Here is a 20345-nt window from a genome sequence, read left to right on the forward strand (position 1 = left end):
CTCACCTACCAGAACCCCGGAGGCTGCGACCCCCGGGGCTTCCAAAGGCCATCCACCAAACCCTATATCCGCACCTTTTCCTCGATGATGCTCTCGATGTACTGGCGCAAAGGTTCAATGGGAATACGGGTCAGCACATCGGTCATGTGGCCCTTGACCAGAATCTGCTGGGCCATGTGGCGGGGCAAGCCTCGGCTCATCAGGTAGAAAAGCTCCTCGGGGGCTACCGGTGCGGTGGAGGAACCGTGGGAGCAGCGCACGTCGTTGGCGCCAATCTCGAGCTGGGGCACACTGTCGGCCCGGGCCTCCGCCGAGAGCAGCAGGTTGCGGTTGGTCTGGTAGGCATCGGTTTTCTGGGCTCCTTGCGCCACCTTGATCAACCCAGCGTAGACCGTGCGGCTCTGATCCTTGGCCGCGCCTTTGTAGAGCACGTCGGAGTGGGCGTGGTCGGCCACGTGGTGCTGCAGGGTGTAGTGGTCCACATGCTCGGTGCCCGAGGTAAAGTACAGGCCCAGCATCTCCGAGAAAGACCCCGGCCCCAGCATCTCCGACTGCACCTCGGCCCGGCTCAGGCTCGAGCCCATGTTCACCACCAGGTCGTTGAGGGTGGCATCCCGCTGGAGGAGGGCCCGCTGGCGGTGGAAGTGGTAGAAGCCGCGGCCCAGCAGCTGGATGTGGGCGTGGCGCACCTTGGCCCCATCGGCTAGCACGATCTCGGTAGCCGAGGTGTTCACCGAAGGGGGCACCTGGCTGGGCGAGAGGTACTCTTCGATGTACACCGCCTGGCTGTGGGCCTCGGCCACAATCAGGGTACGCGAGCCCGAGAGCTGGCCCCCTTCCAGGTACTTAAACACCCCCAGCGGCTTGCTGAAGGCCACATTTTTGGGAACGTATAGAAAGACCCCGTGGGTGAAAAACGCCGCATTGAGAGCGGGAATCTTGGCGTTCTCCGGGCGGTTTTGCTGGGGGCCCACCCAATCGGCCCAGTTCACCGCCTTGAAAAGATGGGCCTCGAGCAGGTCAGGATACTGGGCCAGGGCCTGGTGCAGGCTGGTGAGGATAACCCCTTGCTGCCGTAGCTCCTCGGGCAGCTCGAGGTGCACCAGCTCAGCCCCCACAAACACCGCATAGCCCGCCAGCTGGGCCTGGGCCAGCCGATCCCGCACCGCTTGAGGAATGGCCTTGGGCTTACCTGTTGGCAGCTCGAGGGGTAGCTCCTCGAAGGGCACCTCGGTGATGTCGGTGTACTTCCACTCCTCGGTGCGGGGGGTGGGGTAGGGCAGCTTGGCAAAGGTCTCCCAGGCCGCCAAGCGCTTTTGCAAAAGCCACCTGGGCTCGCCCAGCTTGGCCGAGACCTCGATCACCTGGTCGCGGGAAAGAGCTGCTGTGCGTTCCATGCTAACCCACCGACCCTTCCATCTCCAGTTCAATCAGCTTGTTCAACTCCACGGCGTACTCCAGCGGCAACTCCTTGGCCACCGGCTCGATGAAACCCCGCACGATCAGGGCCGCCGCCTCATCCTCGGGCAGACCCCGGCTTTGCAGATAGAAGATCTGCTCGTCGTTGAGGCGGCTCACCGTAGCCTCGTGGCCTACGGTGGCGGTATCGTCCTCGATCTCCATGTAGGGGTAGGTATCGGTGCGCGACTCCTCGTTGATGAGCAAAGCGTCGCATTCCACGTTCACCTTGACGTGCTTGGCCCCCTCATAGACCCGGATCAGGCCGCGGTAGCTGCTGCGGCCCGAGCCTTTGGAGATGCTCTTGGACACGATGGAGCCACCCGTATGGGGCGCAGCAAAAATGAGTTTGCCCCCGGCGTCTTGGTGCTGGCCGCTGCTCGCGAAGGCAATGGAGAGGATGTCCGAGCGGGCCCCTTCCTCCACCAGGTAGGAGGAGGGGTACTTCATGGTCACCTTGGAGCCTAGGTTGCCATCCAGCCACATGTGGTAGGCGTCTTTCTTGACCAAGGCCCGTTGGGTCACCAGGTTGTACATGTTGTGCGGCCAGTTCTGAATGGTGGTGTAGCGGCTCCTGGCCCCTTCGTTCACCACAATCTCGATGACCCCCGAGTGGAAGGAGTCGGTGGTGTAGACCGGGGCCGTGCAGCCTTCGATGTAATGAACCTCGGCGCCCTCATCCACGATGATGATGGTTCGCTCGAACTGGCCCAGCTCCGCGGTGTTGACCCGGAAGTAGGCCTGCAGGGGGAGTTCCACCTTGACCCCCTTGGGCACATACACAAACGAGCCGCCCGACCAGACCGCCGAGTTGAGCGCGGCGTATTTGTTATCCTCCGGCGGTACCACGGTGGCGAAGTACTCACGGAACAAATCCTCGTGCTGCTTGAGGCCCTCCTCGATGGAGACGAAAATTACCCCCAGGCGCTTTAGCTCCTCCCGCACCTGGTGGTAGACCATCTCCGAATCGTACTGCGCCCCCACCCCTGCCAGCACCTTGCGCTCAGCCTCGGGGATGCCCAACCGCTCGTAGGTTTTGCGAATCTCCTCGGGCACCTCCTCCCAGCTCGTGGCGTCGCGCTTCTCGGTGGGCTTGGCGTAAAAGTAAATCTCGTCCATGTTGAGCCCCGAAAGGTCGGGGCCCCAGGTGGGCACCGGCTTGGACTGGTAAATTTCTAGGGCTTTGAGGCGGAACTCGAGCATCCAGGCGGGCTCGTCCTTGTGGTAGCTGATGGCCTCCACCACCCGGCGGCTCAGCCCCTTTTCCGCCTTCCATACCGGCTTCACCTCGTCCACGAAGCCGTACTTGTACTCGCTGCCTATCTGTTCGATTTCCAGAGTGTCGGACATATCGACCTCGCCTTAGCTGCCCGTCACGGCCAGTTCTTTAACCCATTCGTAGCCCCGCTCCTCGAGCTGTAGGGCCAGCTCAGGGCCACCCGAGGTAACGATGCGGCCATCCATCATCACGTGCACTGCGTCGGGCACGATGTAGTTCAGAATGCGCTGGTAGTGGGTGATCAGCAGGGCCCCAAAGTTGGGGCCGCGCATGGCGTTGACCCCCTTGGCGACCACCTTCAATGCGTCGATGTCCAGGCCGGAGTCGGTCTCGTCCAGGATGGCATAGGTGGGCTCGAGCACCATCATGTGCATGATCTCGTTGCGCTTCTTCTCGCCCCCGCTAAAGCCGTCGTTGAGGTAGCGGGTGAGGATGCTCTCGTCCCAGTCCAGGGTTTTCAAAGCCCTCTGCAGCCGGTCGTAGAACTCCATCATGCTCACTTCCTCGCCCTTTTTGGCCTGCAGGGCTAGGCGCAGGAAGTTGGCGTTGGAGACCCCTGGCACCTCCACAGGGTACTGGAAGGCCAGGAAAAGCCCTTTGCGGGCACGCTCGTCGGGCTCGAGCTCTAGGATGCTCTCCCCATCCACCAGAATGTCCCCAGCGGTCACCTCGTAGCTGGGGTCGCCCGCGATAATCTTGCCCAGGGTGCTCTTACCCGCCCCGTTGGGGCCCATCACCGCGTGAATCTGGCCCTTGGGTACTACCAGGTTGACCCCTTTCAGGATGACCTCACCGCTGTCGGCAATCTTGGCGTGCAGGTTGCGGATTTCCAGTTGGTTGACCATGCTTTCCCTCTTCTAGACTAGACTTTAGCCACGGAACCCTTACTGCGAATCACTCGCAATAAGAGTATAAACCCCGTTTCCCAGAAAATATAGTAATTTAGTCGGGATTTAGGAAACCCGGCTTACAAAGCCGGATCTGGCTCAAGCGCCCCCCAGGTTGGGCTTGACCTTGGGCACCACCCGCGGTGGCTCTTTTTCTTCCTTGGGCGGTTCAGCGGCTGGCTCACTCTCCAGAGGCTCACCTTCCACCACCCGCACAAACTCCTCAGCATTGAGGGTCTCCCGCTCCAGAAGGGTTCGTGCCACCCGCTCGAGCACCTCTTTTTTCTCCGAGAGCAGCTGCAATACCTTGTCGTGCTGCTCCTGCAAAAGCTTCTGCACTGCCTCGTCTATGCGTCGGGCGGTATCCTCGGAGTACTGCCGGGTATCGTAGCCCCCCAGGTAGGTGTCCTCGCGCACCTGATAGGCCACCATGCCAAACTCGGGGTGCATGCCCCACTCGGTGATCATCCGCCGGGCCAGGTCGGTAGCCTGGCGGAAATCGTTTTCTGCCCCAGTGGTCACATCATCGAAGATGAGTTCCTCGGCCACCCGCCCGGCCAGGGCTACTGCAATCTGGTCGGTCAGGCGTTTTTTGCTCCAGTGCAGGGTGTCCTGTCGGCTAGGCATCATAAAGCCCATAGCCCTACCCCGGGGTACGATGGTTACCTTGTGCACCTTGTCGGCATGCTCCAGGAAATGGGCCGCCAAGGCATGGCCGGCCTCGTGATAGGCGGTCACCTCGCGGTCCTTCTGGCTCAGCACCAGGCTCTTCTTGGCGGGCCCCATGATAACCCGGTCGGCGGCCTCCTCGAGGTCTTTCATGGTGATTTTCTTACGCCCATCGCGGGCCGCCAGCAAAGCAGCCTCGTTGAGCAGGTTCTCCAGGTCTGCCCCCACAAACCCCGGGGTGCGCTTAGCCAGAAGGGCCAGGTCTACATCCTCAGCCAAAGGCTTACCCTTAGCGTGGATTCTCAGAATCTGCTCCCGCCCCCGCACATCGGGAGCGTCAATAGCAATCTGGCGGTCGAAGCGGCCTGGACGCAACAAGGCGGGGTCAAGCACGTCGGGGCGGTTGGTCGCCGCCATGACGATAATGCTGGACTCCTTCTCGAAGCCGTCCAGTTCCACCAGCAGTTGGTTGAGGGTCTGCTCCCGCTCGTCGTTGCCACCGCCCACCCCACCGCCACGGCGACGCCCCACCGCATCAATTTCGTCGATGAAGATGATGCAGGGGGCGTGGCGCTTGGCCGTTTCGAATAAATCGCGTACCCGGGCTGCGCCCACCCCCACAAACATCTCCACAAAGTCTGAGCCGGAAGCAGCGATGAAGGGCACCTTGGCCTCCCCCGCTACCGCCCGGGCGATGTGGGTCTTGCCCGAACCGGGCGGCCCCACCAACAGCACCCCTTTGGGGATGCGGGCGCCCATCTCGTGAAAGCGGGCCGGCGACTTGAGGAACTCCACGATCTCCTTGAGCTCTTCCTTGGCCTCCTCACAACCCGCCACGTCCTTAAAGCTGGTCTTGGGGGCCTCGGTCAGGACCCTGGCCCGGCTTTTGGTAAAGCTGAAAGCGCTATCCCCCGAGGGACTGCGGTTGCGCGAGAAGAAAAAGAAAATCCCTATTAAAAGGCCCACCAGCAACAAGGGAATGAGAAAGCCCAGCATGGGGTTTTCCCTTCTGGGGGGGGCGATCTCCACCACGATTTTCTTCTCGCCCCACTCGCGAATGGTGGTGGTGTCGATGGGCCCTGGAGCAAAGGTCAGGTAAGGTTCGCCGCCGTCCTTAGGGGTTACGTTGAGCTGCCGTCCATCGACCAGAATTTTGGCTACCCGGCCTGCTTCCACCTCGTTGAGGAAGTTGGTGTAGGCCACCTGACCAACCGGTTGCTGGCCTGAGGTCAGGCTGAACGCCCAGGCAATCAGAATAGCCACCAGCAGGACAAACCACAGGTTGAACGGCAAGCGGTTCATTGCTTCTTTAGCGTACACCGAATTACAAGGGCAAAGGTAGCGGAAACAACCGTGGGGGGGTTAGGATGGCGAATCCCCTCGAGCCCCCCAGAAGCGCTCGCCCGAACCCACTCACCCGCTCGACTTGACAATAGTAGACTCAACTCTATTGACAAACTAACTAGAAATAGCTACCATTTAGGGTAGTGAACCGCGCTTAGTGCGGTCATTGGAGGAGATATGGCCAAAGCCGTAGGAATCGACCTGGGAACCACCAACAGCGTCATCGCCATTATGGAAGGCGGGGCGCCCGTAGTATTGGAAAACGCTGAAGGAGAGCGAACCACCCCCAGCGTGGTGGCCTATAAGGGAAGCGACCAGCTTGTAGGCCGGGTAGCCCGGCGGCAGGCGGTGTTGAACCCCGAGGGCACCGTGTTCGAGATCAAGCGCTTCATCGGGCGCCGCTGGGAGGAGGTGCAGGAAGAGGCCAAGCGCATGCCCTACAAGGTGGTGCCTGGCCCTGATGGCGGGGTACGGGTAGACATCCAGGGCAAGCTCTATACCCCCGAGGAAATCTCTGCCATGATTCTGCGCAAGCTGGTGGAGGACGCCTCCAAGAAGCTGGGCGAAAAGATTACCAAGGCGGTGATTACCGTTCCCGCCTACTTTAACAACGCCCAGCGCGAGGCTACCGCCAACGCGGGCCGGATCGCCGGCCTCGAGGTCTTGCGCATCGTCAACGAGCCCACCGCTGCTGCGCTGGCCTATGGGCTGGACAAGAAAGGCCACGAGACCGTGCTGGTCTTCGACCTGGGTGGGGGTACCTTCGACGTGACGGTGCTGGAGATCGGCGAGGGCGTCTTCGAGGTCAAGTCCACCGCCGGGGACACCCACCTAGGCGGCTCCGACTTTGACCACGCCATCGTGAACTGGCTGGCTGAGGAGTTCAAGAAGGAGTCCGGTGGGGTCGACCTAAAGGCCGACCGCCAGGCCCTGCAGCGTCTGATTGAAGCGGCAGAGAAGGCCAAGATCGAGCTTTCCAACGTCACTGAGACCACCATCAGCCTGCCCTTCATCGGCCTGGACCCGGTCTCCAAGACCCCGCTGCACCTCGAGCGCAAACTAACCCGGGCCAAGTTTGAGGAGCTCATCCAGCCCCTGCTGAAGCGGATTCGCGGCCCGGTAGAACAAGCCTTGCGCGATGCTGGGCTGAGTGCCGCCCAGATTGATGAGGTGCTGCTGGTCGGCGGTTCCACCCGGGTGCCTGCGGTGCAGCAGATCGTGAAGGAGATGCTAGGCAAGGAGCCCAACCGCAGCGTGAACCCCGACGAGGTCGTCGCCTTGGGAGCTGCTGTGCAGGCTGGGGTGCTCACCGGGCATGTAGAGGATGTGGTGCTCCTGGACGTGACCCCGCTCTCGCTGGGGGTGGAGACCAAAGGTGGGGTTTGCACGGTTCTGATTCCGCGCAACACCACCGTGCCTACCCGCAAGTCGGAAATCTTCACCACCGCTGAACACAACCAGCCCTCGGTGGAGATTCACGTGCTGCAAGGGGAGCGCCCCATGGCGGCGGACAACAAAAGCCTGGGCCGCTTCCGCTTAGACGGCATCCCACCCCTGCCGGCAGGGGTGCCCCAGATCGAGGTGACCTTCGACATCGATGCCAACGGTATCCTGCACGTAACGGCCAAGGAGAAGTCCACCGGCAAAGAGGCCTCCATCACCATCCAAAACACCACCACCCTCTCCGAGCAGGAGATCGAACGCATGATCAAGGAAGCCGAGGCCAACGCCGAAGCCGACCGGCGGCGCAAGGAGCACGCCGACCTCCGGAACAACCTCGACACTGCCCGCATCCAGGCCGAGCGGGTGATGGGCGAGAAGGAAAGCACCCCTGAGGCCAAGAGCCGGCTGGAGGCGGCCATCAACCGGGCCAAGACCCTGGTGGAAAACGATGCTGCCGACGCTGAGCTACGCAGTGCCACCGAGGAATTGCTGGCGGCCTTGCAGGCTTACGAGCAAGGGGCCACGGCCCGAGCGGGCCAGGCATCCAGCAGCCCCCGCTCCGACGACGTGATTGACGCCGATTACAAACCCGCCGACTAGACCCTTCTCCACCCCACGGTGGGCCCGCACACCCTGCCGTGGGGTCTCCAATCTTGAGGAGCCCCTATGGAAAAAGAAAACCTGGCCCCCGAACCTACTACCGAACCCGCAGGCGAGGCCTCGGAAGTGGATCGCCTCAAGGGCGAGGTGGAGTTTCTTAAGGCCGAACTCGAGGCTTCCAAAGACAAGTTTCTGCGCCTTTACGCCGATTTTGAAAACTACAAAAAGCGCATGGTACACGAACTGGAAGCCGCCCAGCGCAACGGAAAGTTTGAGGCCGTGCGAGCCCTCCTTGGCACCATGGACGACCTCGAGCGGGCCCTGGGCTTCGCCAGCGTTAAGCCCGAGGACCTGATTCCCGGGGTTAGGTCGGTGCTGGACAACTTCGTTCGCAACCTCAAGAGCCTGGGCGTGGAAAGTGTACCTGGAGCAGGGTCCGAGTTCGACCCACGCTACCACGAAGCCATCGGAGCTGTGGAGGGCGAGGAGGGCAAGGTAGTCCACGTATACCAGCAGGGTTTCAAATATGGCGATCTGCTGGTACGCCCAGCCCGGGTGGTGGTGGGTAGTGGGAAAACCCAGAACGAGGAAAGCCCAAGCCAAAACAGCGAACCTAGCGCTTAACTAAGCCAAGCCCCAAACCCATATGGCCTACAAGGACTACTACAAAATTCTAGGGGTAGCCAAAAACGCCTCGGAAGAGGAGATCAAAAAGGCCTTCCGACGGCTGGCCCGCAAGTACCACCCCGACGTGAACAAAGAGCCGGGGGCCGAGGAGAAATTCAAGGAGATCAACGAGGCCTACACGGTTCTTTCCGACCCAGAAAAGCGCCGGTTCTACGACACCTACGGCACGTCGGTGGGGAGTGGCCATTGGCAGGGCCCCCCTCCAGGCCAGGGAGGGTTTGGCGGTTTCAGCGGCAATGCGGGGGATTTCTCCGATTTCTTCCAACAGCTCTTTGGCCACTTTGCGGGAAGGGGCGGGTTTGGCGACCTGTTCGAAGAAACCGCCCGCCCAGGTCCACGCCGGGTGGCCCGCGACCTCGAGGCTGAGCTACCCTTGAGCCTGGAGGAGGCCTACCGCGGGGGCGAAAAAACCATCTCGGTAGGCGCAGAACGCCTTACCGTGCGGATTCCCCCTGGGGTGCGGGAAGGGCAGAAAATCCGCCTGGCGGGCAAAGGGCGGGGCGGAGGAGATTTGTATCTACAGGTGCGGTTGCAGCCCCATCCGCAGATGCGCCTCGAGGGCGACGACCTCTACTCGGTGGTAGAGGTGCCGGCCCCTATTGCCGTACTGGGGGGCAAGGTGCGGGTACAAACCCTCGATGGACCCGTAGAGCTTACCATCCCCAAAGGCACCCAGGCTGGCCGTAAGCTGCGCCTGGTGGGCAAGGGCTGGCCCCGCAAGGATGGCCGCCGGGGCGACCAGTACGCCGAGGTTCGCGTCGTTATCCCTACCCATCCCAGCCCAGAGGAAGAGCGCTTATATGGCGAGCTAGCCCGGTTGCTTAAGGTACCCTAGGCCCATTCCAGCTCCGCTCTACCACGTTCGAAAGCAGCCAAGCCCCCAAGCCAAAAACCCCCGCCTGGGCAATCCAGCCCAGGGCGTAATTTTGGCTCAGGTCCACCAACAGGCCAAACAGGGGCGGGGCCGCAGCGATGCCGATGGAGGTAAAAACCAGGCCAAACCCCACTACCCGACCCTCCCAGCCTGGGGGTGAAAGCTCGGTAAGCAAGGAAAAGTGCAGACCCTGCCAACCTAGCGCGGTAGCCCCGTAAAGCACCACGACCAGGCCCTTGAGCCACAAGGGGGTGCCCAAAGGGAGCCAGGCCAGCAGCAGCGCGCTGAGGCTAGCTAGGCCCACCATCATCACCAAAAGCGGTTTGCGCGCTCCCCCCAGCCGGTCGGAAAGCCACGACCAGAACACCCGGCTAAAGGCCCCGGCAAACTGGGCTAAGGTCAGAAGGGCTGCCCCGGTCAGCTCGGGAACCCCATAGCGCTCCTTGAGGTAGAGGATGAGGTAGGTGATCATCACAAACTGGCCCGTAGGCAAGGTTACTCCCGCCACCGCTGCCAACAGGATGTTCCGCTCGCGCAACACCTGCCGCAGGGTGGGGCGCTGGGCAGGGCTATGGGGCTGGGCACGAGGCAGCAGGCTTTCGTAATAGAGCCGAGCAGCTATCCAGGCTGCCAGCACCGCCAGCAAGGCCGCGGCCAGCGAGGCCCAGCGCCAACCAGCCACATAAGCCACCGCGGGCAAAACCATGGCCGCTAACGCTCCCCCCAAAGGAACCGACATCTGCCGCAAGCCAATCACCAAGCCGCGTCGCTCAGGGGGAAACGACTGGGCTACCGCCTGCGAGCCAGCCGGGGTAGCCGAAGCCACCACCAGGCCCAGCAAAAAAAGGAAGGGGATAAACACCCAAGCGCTACGGGCCAGCAGGGCAATGGCCACAGCTAAGGCCGCCCCCGAAAGCGTGCCGGCAATCATCACGGTGCGGCTACCCAGCCGGTCGGTAAACCAGCCCGAAGGCAAGGCCCCTAGCATAGTACCCAGGTAGATGTAGGTATTGAGCAGACCCACCGCCGCCAGGGAAAGCCCTAGATCGGCGCGGATATAGGGAGCCAGGGTGGGGTAGGCCTGTCCAATGAGGGATACGGCGGTTCCTGCAGTCATGGCAGCGAGGAGGACAGCCCAAGGCGACATGCGAGCTCTAGGCTACCGCAAAACCCTTTGGGCTCCCAGGGCAGGTAAACTAGGCTGGATGCGCGACCTCGATGCTCAGGAAACCTATCTAGCCGACCGTCTGGGTCTGGCCCTCGACCTGCGTGATCTGGTGGGCAGCGGGCCAGTGCCCCAAGGCCCATATGCCCCACCGTATGGGGTGGTGGGGTTTGGCGAGGGCTGGTGGGCCGCGCAGCTTGCCCGCGACTTCGCCCCGGAGTTCACCGCCCGGGGCACCCAGTTCGTCCTCGAGGGCGGCTACGATTTTGGCCGCGCTGCCGGGGCTGGGCTTTATGCCGCCTTGGGCCAGAGCGAGGTCGTGCGCCTGGGCTTCCAGGAAAACGTCGAGGTGGAGGTGCCCTCCCACCCTCTTTCCGCCTACCGCTACCTGCGCTTTTTACTGCTGGCCACCCAGCAGCCCGAGGCGCTGGCCCGCATCGACCGGGCCTTGCTGCTGGAACGGGAGCGGTTACGTCCCGAGGTGAGTCTGGACAAAAACCCCGCTAAGTTCCTGGCCTATACCCTGCTCGAGCGCACCCCTTTGTGGGTGGTGCCCGAGCACTACCCCGGCCTGGCCCAGGCTCTCCAGCAGACCTTTGCCCGTATCGGCAAAAGCCTCTCTCTTACGCCCCCACCCTCGGCCCTGGAGTTTTTTGTGACCGGCCTCGAGGCCCGCCACGAACAGGGCGACCCCATCGCCGCGGTTATTCTAGGAGAAGGTGAGAGCCAAGCCTATGCCCAGGAAATCCTGGAAAGCCGAGTAGACACCCTCATCGAGCTGCCCGAACCCGAGGCTGAAGGCACCCTGGCCAAAGCCCTCTGCTACTGGTACCGCATCGCCTGGACCAGCTACTACCTGGCCCTCTTGTATGGCGTAGAGCCAGGCGACTGGGAGGTGCTGCACAACCTGCGCCGGGCCGCTGGATGAAAGCCAGTGCACCTTAGGCCCGCTAGGCCCGGGATATGCTGAGCTGTGCTGCCGTTTCTCCTTGCTTGGCTTCACGCCACCAACGATCTGTTCGGCGCTTTCCTAACCCCTCTGCTCCCCAAACTCCAGGCCGCCTTTAGCACCAGCTACGGTGCGGTCTCGCTGCTGGTAGCCCTACAATCCCTCACCGGCAGCCTCTTGCAGCCCTTGGCCGGGCTGGTGGCCGACCGCTACGACCGGCGGGTTCTGGCCGCCCTAGGCCCCCTGCTGATGGCCATGGGCGGGGGTCTACTGGGCTTCTTCCCCAATCTTTGGGTCGCCGGGGCCATGCTGGCCTTGTCCGGCCTAGGCTCAGCCCTATTCCACTCAGCAGGCGCAGCCTTGGTCGGCCAGTACGCCGACCCGGCCCGCCGGGGATTCTGGATGAGCTTTTTTGGCACGGGGGGCTATATCGGTCTGGCCCTGGGCCCTATCGTCTCGCTAAGTGCGGTCAATCAGTGGGGGCTACCCTCTTTGGCCTGGTTTATCCCCCTGGCCTTGGTACCGGCTTTTTGGCTGCTGCGCCAGGCTCCCCCAGCCCAGCTACAAACCCGTCCCTCCTCTCTAGCCGACCTAAGGCGGGTCTTCCACGGGCAAGTGGCCCGGTTATGGGCCGTCTCGACCTTACGCAGCATCGTCTTCATGAGCTTTTCCACCACCATTCCCTTTTGGTTCCACCAGCGGGGTATCCCCGATGGGCAGGTGGCCCTTACCCTCTCGGTCTACAGCCTCTCAGCCACGGCGGGTGCCTTCCTGGGCGGGACCCTCTCCGACCGTTTGGGTCGGCGCAACGTGCTGGTAGGCACCATGGTCTTTGCCATTCCGCTTTACCTGGCGCTATTGCTCCTGCCACCGGAAAACTGGCTTTACGTGGGGCTGCTGGCCCTTACCGGGGCGCTGATGAACGCCGGGGTGCCGGTGGCGGTAGCCATGGCCCAGGAGCATGAGCCCAGCCAGATGGCCACTGTCTCGGGGCTTCTGATGGGCTTCACCTGGGGCTTTGCTGGGCTCTTGTATGGGGTCGTGGGGCCCCTTATCGAACGCTTTGGGGTGCTCGAGAGCCTGAGCGTGCTAGGCCTGCTGCTTATTCCAGCCCTTACCCTGTCGCTGGCGGTGCGCGAGGCCAACCCTCGCTTGGCAGGCAAGGGTACCTGAAGCGCAGGCCCCCTATTTCCCCCGCGGCTTTGAGGGAGTAGAATAGGGCCAACGTTCAGAGCGAAGGGGTTGGCCAAGAGGTACTTGCCCGGTGGGTAGGGCCATTCCATAGCCCAAGCCCCATCCCTCACTTGGCCTTACCAAACCCTGGGAGGTGAGCGTATGACCAGCACCGTACGGCAGCTACTCCAAGCCAAGGGCCACCTGGTTCACACCATCCCCGCCGAGGCCACCGTGTTCGAGGCCTTAGAGCGCATGGCCGCCTACGATGTGGGCGCTTTGATGGTGGTGGAGGGCAACCAGCTCGTAGGGGTCTTCTCCGAGCGGGACTACGCCCGCAAGATCGTACTGATGGGCCGCATCTCCAAGGACACCCTGGTGCGGGAGGTTATGACCGACGAATTAGTCACGGTCAGCCCAGAGGCCACCTTGGCCGACTGCATGAACCTGATGACCGGCCACCGGGTACGCCACCTGCCGGTCATCGACAATGGGCAACTAGTAGGCGTCGTCTCCATTGGGGATGTGGTCAAAGCCATTATGACCCAGCAGGAGTTTATGATTGCCGAACTCGAGAGCTATATCACCGGCTCGCGCTAACCCCTGGAAAGGCAAGCAGAAAGCCTCGTAAAACGCCCCAGTAAACCCACCGGGGTCAGGGCAGCCACCACCCATAAGGGCATTGACCACAACAAAATAAAGCAAGCCACAGCAGGAGATAAAGAGCATTGGCCCAGCCGAAGACCAGCCCGGCCAGCCATCCACTGCCGGCTTCCCAGTAAAGACCTCCGCACCCCTGGGCCATCAGCCATGGTGTTGAGCAACAGCCGCAATAGGAAGGTCTGCACCGGCCCAGGATACTTAGCGCCGGGGAAAGCGGAAGGCCAGCAGAATAGAAAGAAGCCCCAGGGCTGCGCTCAGAAGGGCCCAGGGCATGCGGTTCTGCACCGCCCGCACAGGGGGCAAGACCCCGCTCTGATAGGCCTGGTTTTGGTTGAAGGCCAGCACATCCACCGCCGCGGGAGCCCCCGCCGGGCCCTCGAGCACCCAAGACCCCCCACCAGGCCGCACCGGGCGGAAGTGCCAGGGAGTAAAGGGGTCGTAGAGGCCCACCGCCACGTAGTAGCCGTAGTCGCCTGGGGGAAGGTTGGCGGCCACCTCGAGCCACTCCCCACGCCGGCTCAGAACCACCGGCTGCGCCCGGCCATCGGGGCGGTGCTCCTCGGCTTTCCAACCGGTGAGCAGATAGGCCCAGTTCCAGCCCTGCCCTGGCGGGGTTTTGAAACCGGCTCCGGGCAATTCTTCCTGGCCGCCTGGCTCGGTGTCGATGTAGATGGCCACCGTGGCCAGGGAAAAACCATGGGGTGCATTGGCGGGGTTGGGGTAGCGCTGAAGCCGAACCCGCAGCACCACCTTCTCGCCGCTCTGCAGGGCCTCAAAGCCGGTCAGGTCGGCGAAGCCTCCCTCGGCATACAAGGCCGCGCGGGGATAGGCATAGGCCAAGCCGTAGTCGTCGCCTATGGGGTCGGTAAAGAGCAGGGGCATCATAGTAGCGAGCGCGGTTGGCACAAGGCCATAAGAGCCCGAACCAGCCGGCTGGGGTCGTGCTGGGCCTGACCGGGCTCGAGGAAATCGTCGGCCACAATCCGCACCCCTAGCCCCCTGAAGCGCTCGGGATTGAAGCGCACCGGCTGCTGGCCTTCCGCCTGGTAACGCTTGAGCACCCCTATAGGGATGGGCGCGTTGTTCACCAGCACCACACCAGGCCTACGCCCCAGGTGCTGCTCGATGGCCCGGAGGTGGTCGAAGGCATCCATACCCTCGGTCTCGCCCCGTTCGCTCATGATGTTGACGATGTAGACCAGCTTGGCCTGGGAAAGCTGAATGGCGGTCTGGATGCCCTTAGGCAGAAAACTGGGAATCACACTGGAGTACAGGCTACCCGGCCCTAGCACAATCATCTCGGCTTTTTGCAGGGCCTCTATCGCCTCGGGCATGGCCGCCACATCCATAGGCGCTAGGCCCACCTTGAAGATGCGACCCTTCCGCTCGCGCAAAGCGGTCTCACCCTCCACCCGGCTGCCGTCGTCGCGTTCGGCCCAGAGCCGGGCTGCTTCGTAGGTCGCGGGCCAGACCGCCCCCCGCAAGCGCAACACCTGGTTAGCCTGACGTATGGCCTCAGCAAAATCCTGGTGAAGCTCGGCAAGCGAGACCAGCATCAGGTTGCCGAAGGTGTGACCAGCCAGCTCACCGCCCCGCTGGAAGCGGTACTTCATCAGGTCGGGTAGGCCCCCGGCGTCGGACAAAGCCGCCAGGCAGTCCACCAGGTCGCCCACCGCCGGCACACCGAACGAAACCCGCAAGCGGCCTGTGGAACCCCCATCGTCGGTAACGGCCACAATCGCCGTGGTGTTGGCGGTCTCCTGCTTAAGCCCGAGAAGCACCCTCGAGAGCCCCGTCCCACCCCCCAAAGCCACGATGCGTGGGCCGGCCTCGAGCCGGCGGCGGATATAGACCTGCTTGGAGACCAAGGCAGGATCGGTGAAGGTCGAAAGCAGGCTGCGGTTCATGGCCCGCAGGCCCAGCAGGAAAAGCAGTACCCCCAGCCCCAGCCACACCGACCCCGAGAGCCACATGGGTACGGCCCAAGGCCCAGTCCAGCGAACCACCTGTAAAAACCAACCCCACAAGGGGGTGTGCCAGGAAAAGTGCACCACCCCTACGAACATGGCCAGCAGCCCCAGGAAGGCCAGCAGGGCGTAGCGCTTGACCCGCATTCCCGGCAAAAGCCAGCGGAGCAGGCTAAAGAAGCGGTCGTCAGCAGGGCTGGCTCGCAGGCCCTGAAGCAAGCTGCGCAGGCTTAGCGGTTTGGCCTTATTCCCGATCACGCCTTCGCCTCTCAGAGCACCATGGCTTTTTCCAGATCGCGGTGCTCGAGCTCTACCCGAAAGCGGCTGGAAAGCTCCTGGGCCAGCCGCTCAGCCACCGCCACACTGCGATGCTGCCCGCCGGTACAGCCAATAGCCACGGTATAAGCCGCCCGCCCGCTCTGGCGGGCTGCTTCCGCGGAAAGGCCGATGGTGGCCAGCAGGCTTCTGTACAAGGGCTCCTGGTTTTTATCCGAAAAAACGTAGGCGGCCACCTCGGGGTCGGTACCGGGGCGGGCCTTGAACCGTGGGTCGTAGTGGGGGTTGGGCAAAGCCCGCACGTCCAAAACCAAATCAGCGTCCTGGGGCGGCCCCCACTTGAAGCCAAAGGAGAACAGGCGCAACAAAAAGCTCTCCTCCTCGCCCAAAGCAGCCTCGAGGGCCTCCTTGAGCTGGCGCGGGGTGCGTTCAGAGGTGTCGATCACCAGATCGGCCCGGTCGCGCAAGGGGGCCAGGGCCAGCCGCTCCTGCTCGATATCACGCAGCAGGTTGCCCATGCCCAAGGGGTGTAGCCGGCGGGAGAGGTTGTAGCGCTTGAGCAAGACATCGGTTTTGGCCTCGAGGTAGATGATGAAGGGCCTAAGGGCCAAAAGCACCACCTCCACCTCGCCCAACAGCGCACCGGCGCGGATATCTATCACCACCACCACCTTGTGAATGCCTTGCTGCTCCACCGTGCGCAACAGCTCGCTCCAGAGTTGGGGAGGCAGGTTGTCTACGGAAAAGTAGCCCAGATCCTCCAGGGCCATGCGGGCCGAGGTCAGGCCAGCCCCGCTCTGTCCGCTAAGCACTACAAACCGCATGGCTACTCAAACCCGCTTCCCAGTATACCCACCACAAAAAAACACCCGGGTTCAACCGAGCGGGTTACCATCCTCTTGTGGGGCTATGGTTTTGCGACAGCATACCCCTGGACAATGCCCCCGCTTTGCGCCAGACAGGCTAGTGAATCTCTAATAGCTCCACGTCAAAGATAAGGGCCGAGTTGGGCGGGATGCTGGGGCTGGGGCTACGCTCACCGTAGGCCAAAGAGGCCGGAATGTACAGGCGGCGCTGACCCCCTACGCGCATACCCACGATACCCGAGTCCCAACCAGGGATGACCTGGCCCGCCCCCAAGGTGAACGCAAAGGGGGTGCGGCCCGGCTGGCAAGAGGTGTCGAACTGCTGGCCGTTGACCAGCCGCCCGATATAGTGGACCCGCACCGTATTTGAAGTAATGGCTTGAGGGCCGCTGCCTTCCTTGAGGTCCTCGAGGCGCAAGGCCGCGATACTCTCGTTGGTTAGGCCCCTCGCCGGCGCGGGCGGGTTGTTGCATAGGCTGCTGCCAGCCCCTGCCGTCTGGCCCCCCTGGCGCTGTGCCAAGAGCCAGTACGCCCCCACCCCTAGCAAGGCCAGTACCGCCACCACAACAAGAAGAAGGTTTCGCCTCATACCGCCGCCCATTGTACAGACCCTGACGCAGACCCACCGCGCCGTTACGCCCAAGAAAGCCCATCCAGGGCTGGTTTGGCAGAAGGAAAGGGCCCGGGGCTGCGGCAAATGTACCTGTGGAGGCGGCGAGGGTTGCTATCCTCAGGGGCAAATGAAACCTCTGGCGCTACCCTCGACCCCCGGTGGATGGGCTGGCCTGACCCCCTACCGGCGCTTCCTGGTCAGCCTGGGATTGTGGATCGGGCTTGCGGCTCTGGGTCTGGTCGCCTGCATCAATAGCATGATTGGTCGCTTCCTGGTCAGCAACACAGCCGAGGTAACCGAGGCGGCTGTGGAAAAACATCTTCACCTGATCTTGCCCAACCTGTTTGACCCCTCGGTAACCGGAAGCCACCCAACCGAGTCGAACCATGCCGCTCACCCCCCGGCCTCTGAACCTACCAGCGATCCCTATGGCAGCCTGCTTTCGGGTGACGCCCTACACGCCATCGTGCGGCTGCACTTCGACCTCTACAACATCACCGATGCCACCTTTTATACACCAAATGGCCAGATTACCTATGCCTACCAACGAGAGCGAGAGGGCCAACGCGCCAGCGGAGTCGAACTCGAGTATCTGCACCAGGTCATCCAGCGCGGCCCGATAATCCAGGCCAAGAACCAGCGGGTGAAGCTATGGTTTTCCATCCGCAGCCAAAGCGATCCCCACCAGATCGAGGGGCTGGTGTCGATCGAGCGCGACCTGCGCCCAGAGTGGGCCGCCGTGCGCCGCATCGAGATGGCCACGGTGCTGGGTTCAAGCTTGGTAGCTCTGGTACTCTTCCTAGCGCTACGGGGGGTATACCTGCGCTCAAGCCGCAAGCTCGAGGACAAGAACCGCAAGCTCGAGGCCTTATTGGAAGCCCTAGAACAAAGCTACGATGACCTACTACGGGCCCTCTCTAACGCCTTGGATTCTCGCGACAACGAAACTGCCGACCACACCGAGCGGGTGGCCCGCTACGCGCTGCGCCTGGGTAGGGAACTAGGGCTTAGCGAGGAGGCCCTGGCAGTCCTGCGACATGGCGCGCTGCTGCACGACGTGGGCAAGATCGGGGTGCCCGATGCCGTGCTGCTCAAGCCCAGCAAGCTCAACGAGCAGGAGCTACGCCAGATGCGCTCCCACGTGGAGCTAGGAGATGCTATCCTGAGCGGCATCGCATTTTTGGAACAAGCCCGCCAGGTGGTGCGCCACCACCACGAGCGTTGGGATGGAACCGGCTACCCAGATGGCCTACGGGGGGAAGAAATTCCCTTGCTCGCACGCATCTTCAGCTTGTGTGACACCTATGACGCCATGACCTCGAACCGCCCTTACACTAAGGCCCGCTCAGACGCCGAAGCCCGGGCGGAAATCCTCTCCCAGTCCGGGCGGCAGTTCGACCCAAAGGTGGTCTCCGCCTTCCTGCGTATCCCGCCGGAGGAATGGTTGGAGATCGGCTGGGGTTCCACCACAGAGGACTCTAGGTCAAAGGAGGCTAAGAAAACATGAGCACTAAAGAATCACGCCGCGCCTTCCTAAAGCTGCTGGGATTAGGTGGAATCACCCTAAGCGGGCTGACCCAGGCCAACGAACCCGGCGACCTCGCTATCCTGAGTCTGGCCCTCACCGCCGAGCAACTGGCTACCGCCGCCTACAACAAAGCCGTCGCGGCCAGACACTTTACCGGCCCCCTCAAAACCTACCTGGAACAGGCCTTACGGCAGGAGGCGGAGCACGTGAAGGCTATCGCCAAGGCCATCCGCGCCCTGGAGGGCCGGGTGCCCGATGAGCCTAAATTCACCTTCAACCAAGGAGCGTTCGAAAACCCCCTCCTGCTGCTGCGGCTACTGAACACCCTGGAGGAGGCCTTCGTGGGGGCTTACCTAGGGGCCTTGCCTTTGCTCAGGGATAAATCCTTGGTGGCGGTGGCGGGCTCGATCTTGGGGGTAGAGGCCGGCCACCGGGTGCTGATCCGCGAAGCCCGGCTTGCCTTCCGCGACCCGACTGTGACCGGGGTGCGGGCAGCCAACGACCGCGAGTTTGAGCAAGCGCTCTCGCCCGATCAGGCCCGGGCCGCGCTCACCCCCTTCCTACCGCGGTAGCCCCGCCAGGCTGGGCCAAGGCAAGCTGCCCACAGGCCGCCCCCACATCGCGCCCCCGGCTCCAGCGCACCGAGGTGGGGATGCCCTGCTGTTCCAGCAAAGCGGCAAAACGCAATACCTGGGCCCGGGGGCTACCTTGGTGGGGGGCGCCTTCCCAGGGGTTCCAGGGAATCAGGTTGACGTGCACGCTAAGCCCCTTAAAGTGCTGGGCCAAGGCCCGGGCCTGCCATTCGTGGTCGTTGAGCCCTTTGAGCAGGGTGTATTCCAGCGTAACCCGGCGCTTGGTCTGGGCGTAGTAGTGCCGCACCGCTTCCATAATCTCAGCAAGGCTGTAGCGGTGAGCAGTGGGGATGATTTTTTGGCGGGTTTCGTCGTCGGGGGCGTGTAGCGAGAGGGCCAGGCGCACCCCTAGGCCCGACTCGGCCAGGCGGTAGATGCCCCGGGGAATACCCACCGTGGACAGGGTGACGCGGCGGGGGCTCAAGGCCAGCCCCTGGGGGTGCAGCATGCGCTCCAGGGCGGCAAAGACGTTGTCCACATTGAGTAAAGGCTCACCCATGCCCATCAGCACCAGGTTGCGAATCTCGCGGGGGGCGTGGCCCTGGTGGTAAGCCACAAACAACACCTGGTCGAGGATTTCCGCTGTGGTCAGGTTGCGCCCGAAGCCCATCCGGCCCGTGGCACAGAAGGTGCAGCCTGCTGGGCAGCCCACCATGCTGGAAATGCACAGGGTCTTGCGGTTAGGGTAGGGCATGTAGACGGCCTCGGTACGCTGGCCATCCAGGAGGGTGTAGAGGTATTTCACCGAGCCATCCCGGCTGGGGAAAGCCTGCACCTGGGCGAACTCGCCTAGGCGGTACTGTTCGGCCAGCTCGGCCCGCCAGCCCTTGGGCAGGTCGGTCATGGCCTCCCACTGCCGCGCCCCTTTGCCGTAAAGCCACTCGGCCAACTGGCGCTGCCGGTAGCCCTGGCCCGGCAGGGCTTCAATGGGCAGGGAAAGCAGCGGGGTTTTGTTCCTGGAGGTCATAGCACTTCAGTATAGCCTCTGCGGGCCTTCAGCGTTTCTGCCACTCCTCGAGGCGTTGGCGCAACTCCTGGGCGTAGCGGGGGTTACGCCCCCCACCCAACCCGGCCAGCCCACCGATCAGGGCAAAGGCCAGGCCCACTGGGAAAGGCTTGACCAGAAGGGCCGCCAGCACCCCCCCCAATAGCAAGCCCAGCCCCACACGGCTGCGCCCAGCCAGAAAAGCGCGCACCGCCAGGAACGCCAGCAACCCAGGCAATACCCACAGCAAAAGCCGCAACAGCAGCAAAGCCCCCTCGGTCATGGCT

General features: G+C 62.8%; 19 protein-coding genes. 8 read left to right on the forward strand and 11 right to left on the reverse strand.

Translation table 11 applies throughout. From position 1 onward, the window contains the following. Positions 1-62 precede the first annotated feature (62 nt). From sufD to ftsH, 4 genes are all read right to left on the reverse strand, one after another. The gene (sufD, locus tag G552_RS0100515) at positions 63-1397 is read right to left on the reverse strand and encodes a Fe-S cluster assembly protein SufD (protein WP_027881232.1); all 1335 of its coding nucleotides are present in this window, start codon (positions 1395-1397) and stop codon (positions 63-65) included. Between the two features lies 1 nt (position 1398). Beyond that, a complete protein-coding gene (gene sufB / locus G552_RS0100520) occupies positions 1399-2808 on the reverse strand; it encodes a Fe-S cluster assembly protein SufB (protein WP_027881233.1) in 1410 nt (469 codons plus the stop codon). 12 nt (positions 2809-2820) lie between these two features. Then, positions 2821-3582, reverse strand: coding sequence for a Fe-S cluster assembly ATPase SufC (gene sufC / locus G552_RS0100525; protein ID WP_027881234.1), 762 nt, complete (start codon positions 3580-3582; stop codon positions 2821-2823). Positions 3583-3723: 141 nt separating this feature from the next. Then, positions 3724-5595 (reverse strand): ATP-dependent zinc metalloprotease FtsH, encoded by a 1872-nt coding sequence (ftsH, locus tag G552_RS0100530; protein ID WP_027881235.1) that lies wholly within the window; start codon positions 5593-5595, stop codon positions 3724-3726. Positions 5596-5814: 219 nt separating this feature from the next. Between ftsH and dnaK the strand changes: the two genes are divergently transcribed. The 3 genes from dnaK (at position 5815) to G552_RS0100545 (ending at position 9202) form a co-directional block, all read left to right on the forward strand. Beyond that, positions 5815-7680, forward strand: a complete 1866-nt coding sequence (dnaK, locus tag G552_RS0100535; protein ID WP_027881236.1) for a molecular chaperone DnaK — start codon at positions 5815-5817, stop codon at positions 7678-7680. A gap of 66 nt (positions 7681-7746) precedes the next feature. After that, positions 7747-8304: a nucleotide exchange factor GrpE gene (locus G552_RS0100540; protein WP_027881237.1), complete on the forward strand. Its 558-nt coding sequence runs from the start codon at positions 7747-7749 to the stop codon at positions 8302-8304. A gap of 22 nt (positions 8305-8326) precedes the next feature. Continuing rightward, complete coding sequence (locus G552_RS0100545) at positions 8327-9202, forward strand: DnaJ C-terminal domain-containing protein (RefSeq protein WP_027881238.1); 876 nt, start codon at positions 8327-8329, stop codon at positions 9200-9202. On the opposite strand, the gene G552_RS0100550 is transcribed toward G552_RS0100545, so the two are convergent. Further along, on the reverse strand, positions 9189-10388 hold the full coding sequence (locus G552_RS0100550; protein ID WP_027881239.1) for an MFS transporter: 1200 nt from the start codon (positions 10386-10388) through the stop codon (positions 9189-9191). The two genes, G552_RS0100545 and G552_RS0100550, sit on opposite strands and share 14 nt — an antisense overlap. A gap of 58 nt (positions 10389-10446) precedes the next feature. On the opposite strand from G552_RS0100550, the gene G552_RS0100555 reads away from it, so the two are divergent. From G552_RS0100555 to G552_RS0100565, 3 genes are all read left to right on the forward strand, one after another. Continuing rightward, a complete protein-coding gene (locus tag G552_RS0100555) occupies positions 10447-11334 on the forward strand; it encodes an SIS domain-containing protein (protein ID WP_027881240.1) in 888 nt (295 codons plus the stop codon). 45 nt (positions 11335-11379) lie between these two features. Continuing rightward, positions 11380-12528, forward strand: coding sequence for an MFS transporter (locus G552_RS0100560; RefSeq protein ID WP_027881241.1), 1149 nt, complete (start codon positions 11380-11382; stop codon positions 12526-12528). Positions 12529-12690: 162 nt separating this feature from the next. Further along, positions 12691-13128 (forward strand): CBS domain-containing protein, encoded by a 438-nt coding sequence (locus tag G552_RS0100565; RefSeq protein WP_027881242.1) that lies wholly within the window; start codon positions 12691-12693, stop codon positions 13126-13128. 261 nt (positions 13129-13389) lie between these two features. On the opposite strand, the gene G552_RS0100570 is transcribed toward G552_RS0100565, so the two are convergent. The 4 genes from G552_RS0100570 to G552_RS0100585 all read right to left on the reverse strand — a co-directional run bounded on the left by G552_RS0100570 (position 13390) and on the right by G552_RS0100585 (position 16889). Beyond that, a complete protein-coding gene (locus tag G552_RS0100570) occupies positions 13390-14076 on the reverse strand; it encodes a glucodextranase DOMON-like domain-containing protein (protein ID WP_036270086.1) in 687 nt (228 codons plus the stop codon). Continuing rightward, the gene (locus G552_RS0100575) at positions 14073-15416 is read right to left on the reverse strand and encodes a gluconeogenesis factor YvcK family protein (RefSeq protein WP_051195620.1); all 1344 of its coding nucleotides are present in this window, start codon (positions 15414-15416) and stop codon (positions 14073-14075) included. The genes G552_RS0100570 and G552_RS0100575 overlap by 4 nt, the downstream gene beginning before the upstream one ends. Before the next feature lie 11 nt (positions 15417-15427). Continuing rightward, positions 15428-16258, reverse strand: a complete 831-nt coding sequence (gene rapZ, locus G552_RS0100580) for an RNase adapter RapZ (RefSeq protein ID WP_027881245.1) — start codon at positions 16256-16258, stop codon at positions 15428-15430. A 139-nt stretch (positions 16259-16397) separates the two neighbouring features. Next, the gene (locus tag G552_RS0100585) at positions 16398-16889 is read right to left on the reverse strand and encodes an FKBP-type peptidyl-prolyl cis-trans isomerase (protein ID WP_027881246.1); all 492 of its coding nucleotides are present in this window, start codon (positions 16887-16889) and stop codon (positions 16398-16400) included. Positions 16890-17040: 151 nt separating this feature from the next. Between G552_RS0100585 and G552_RS14500 the strand changes: the two genes are divergently transcribed. Further along, the gene (locus G552_RS14500; protein WP_051195621.1) at positions 17041-18420 is read left to right on the forward strand and encodes an HD-GYP domain-containing protein; all 1380 of its coding nucleotides are present in this window, start codon (positions 17041-17043) and stop codon (positions 18418-18420) included. Next, a complete protein-coding gene (locus G552_RS0100595; protein ID WP_027881247.1) occupies positions 18417-19013 on the forward strand; it encodes a ferritin-like domain-containing protein in 597 nt (198 codons plus the stop codon). The genes G552_RS14500 and G552_RS0100595 overlap by 4 nt, the downstream gene beginning before the upstream one ends. Here the strand turns inward: G552_RS0100595 and rlmN are convergent. Both rlmN and G552_RS0100605 read right to left on the reverse strand, forming a co-directional pair. Then, positions 18991-20040: a dual-specificity RNA methyltransferase RlmN gene (rlmN, locus tag G552_RS0100600; protein WP_027881248.1), complete on the reverse strand. Its 1050-nt coding sequence runs from the start codon at positions 20038-20040 to the stop codon at positions 18991-18993. The two genes, G552_RS0100595 and rlmN, sit on opposite strands and share 23 nt — an antisense overlap. A 28-nt stretch (positions 20041-20068) precedes the next feature. Beyond that, the gene (locus G552_RS0100605; protein WP_027881249.1) at positions 20069-20341 is read right to left on the reverse strand and encodes a hypothetical protein; all 273 of its coding nucleotides are present in this window, start codon (positions 20339-20341) and stop codon (positions 20069-20071) included. Between the last annotated feature and the right edge of the window lie 4 nt (positions 20342-20345).

This window comes from Meiothermus rufus DSM 22234 (genome assembly GCF_000423425.1).
In the GTDB taxonomy this organism is placed as follows: domain Bacteria; phylum Deinococcota; class Deinococci; order Deinococcales; family Thermaceae; genus Meiothermus; species Meiothermus rufus.

What these genes read in the sequence shown, in the direction of transcription:
- G552_RS0100565 (WP_027881242.1), top strand. Translation starts at nt 12,691, where the DNA reads ATGACCAGCACCGTACGGCAGCTACTCCAAGCCAAGGGCCACCTGGTT.
- G552_RS0100585 (WP_027881246.1), bottom strand. Translation starts at nt 16,889, where the DNA reads ATGAGGCGAAACCTTCTTCTTGTTGTGGTGGCGGTACTGGCCTTGCTA.
- sufC (WP_027881234.1), bottom strand. Translation starts at nt 3,582, where the DNA reads ATGGTCAACCAACTGGAAATCCGCAACCTGCACGCCAAGATTGCCGAC.
- rlmN (WP_027881248.1), bottom strand. Translation starts at nt 20,040, where the DNA reads ATGACCTCCAGGAACAAAACCCCGCTGCTTTCCCTGCCCATTGAAGCC.
- G552_RS14500 (WP_051195621.1), top strand. Translation starts at nt 17,041, where the DNA reads ATGAAACCTCTGGCGCTACCCTCGACCCCCGGTGGATGGGCTGGCCTG.
- sufB (WP_027881233.1), bottom strand. Translation starts at nt 2,808, where the DNA reads ATGTCCGACACTCTGGAAATCGAACAGATAGGCAGCGAGTACAAGTAC.
- G552_RS0100550 (WP_027881239.1), bottom strand. Translation starts at nt 10,388, where the DNA reads ATGTCGCCTTGGGCTGTCCTCCTCGCTGCCATGACTGCAGGAACCGCC.
- G552_RS0100545 (WP_027881238.1), top strand. Translation starts at nt 8,327, where the DNA reads ATGGCCTACAAGGACTACTACAAAATTCTAGGGGTAGCCAAAAACGCC.
- G552_RS0100605 (WP_027881249.1), bottom strand. Translation starts at nt 20,341, where the DNA reads ATGACCGAGGGGGCTTTGCTGCTGTTGCGGCTTTTGCTGTGGGTATTG.
- rapZ (WP_027881245.1), bottom strand. Translation starts at nt 16,258, where the DNA reads ATGCGGTTTGTAGTGCTTAGCGGACAGAGCGGGGCTGGCCTGACCTCG.
- G552_RS0100595 (WP_027881247.1), top strand. Translation starts at nt 18,417, where the DNA reads ATGAGCACTAAAGAATCACGCCGCGCCTTCCTAAAGCTGCTGGGATTA.
- G552_RS0100555 (WP_027881240.1), top strand. Translation starts at nt 10,447, where the DNA reads ATGCGCGACCTCGATGCTCAGGAAACCTATCTAGCCGACCGTCTGGGT.
- G552_RS0100540 (WP_027881237.1), top strand. Translation starts at nt 7,747, where the DNA reads ATGGAAAAAGAAAACCTGGCCCCCGAACCTACTACCGAACCCGCAGGC.
- dnaK (WP_027881236.1), top strand. Translation starts at nt 5,815, where the DNA reads ATGGCCAAAGCCGTAGGAATCGACCTGGGAACCACCAACAGCGTCATC.
- G552_RS0100570 (WP_036270086.1), bottom strand. Translation starts at nt 14,076, where the DNA reads ATGATGCCCCTGCTCTTTACCGACCCCATAGGCGACGACTACGGCTTG.
- sufD (WP_027881232.1), bottom strand. Translation starts at nt 1,397, where the DNA reads ATGGAACGCACAGCAGCTCTTTCCCGCGACCAGGTGATCGAGGTCTCG.
- ftsH (WP_027881235.1), bottom strand. Translation starts at nt 5,595, where the DNA reads ATGAACCGCTTGCCGTTCAACCTGTGGTTTGTCCTGCTGGTGGCTATT.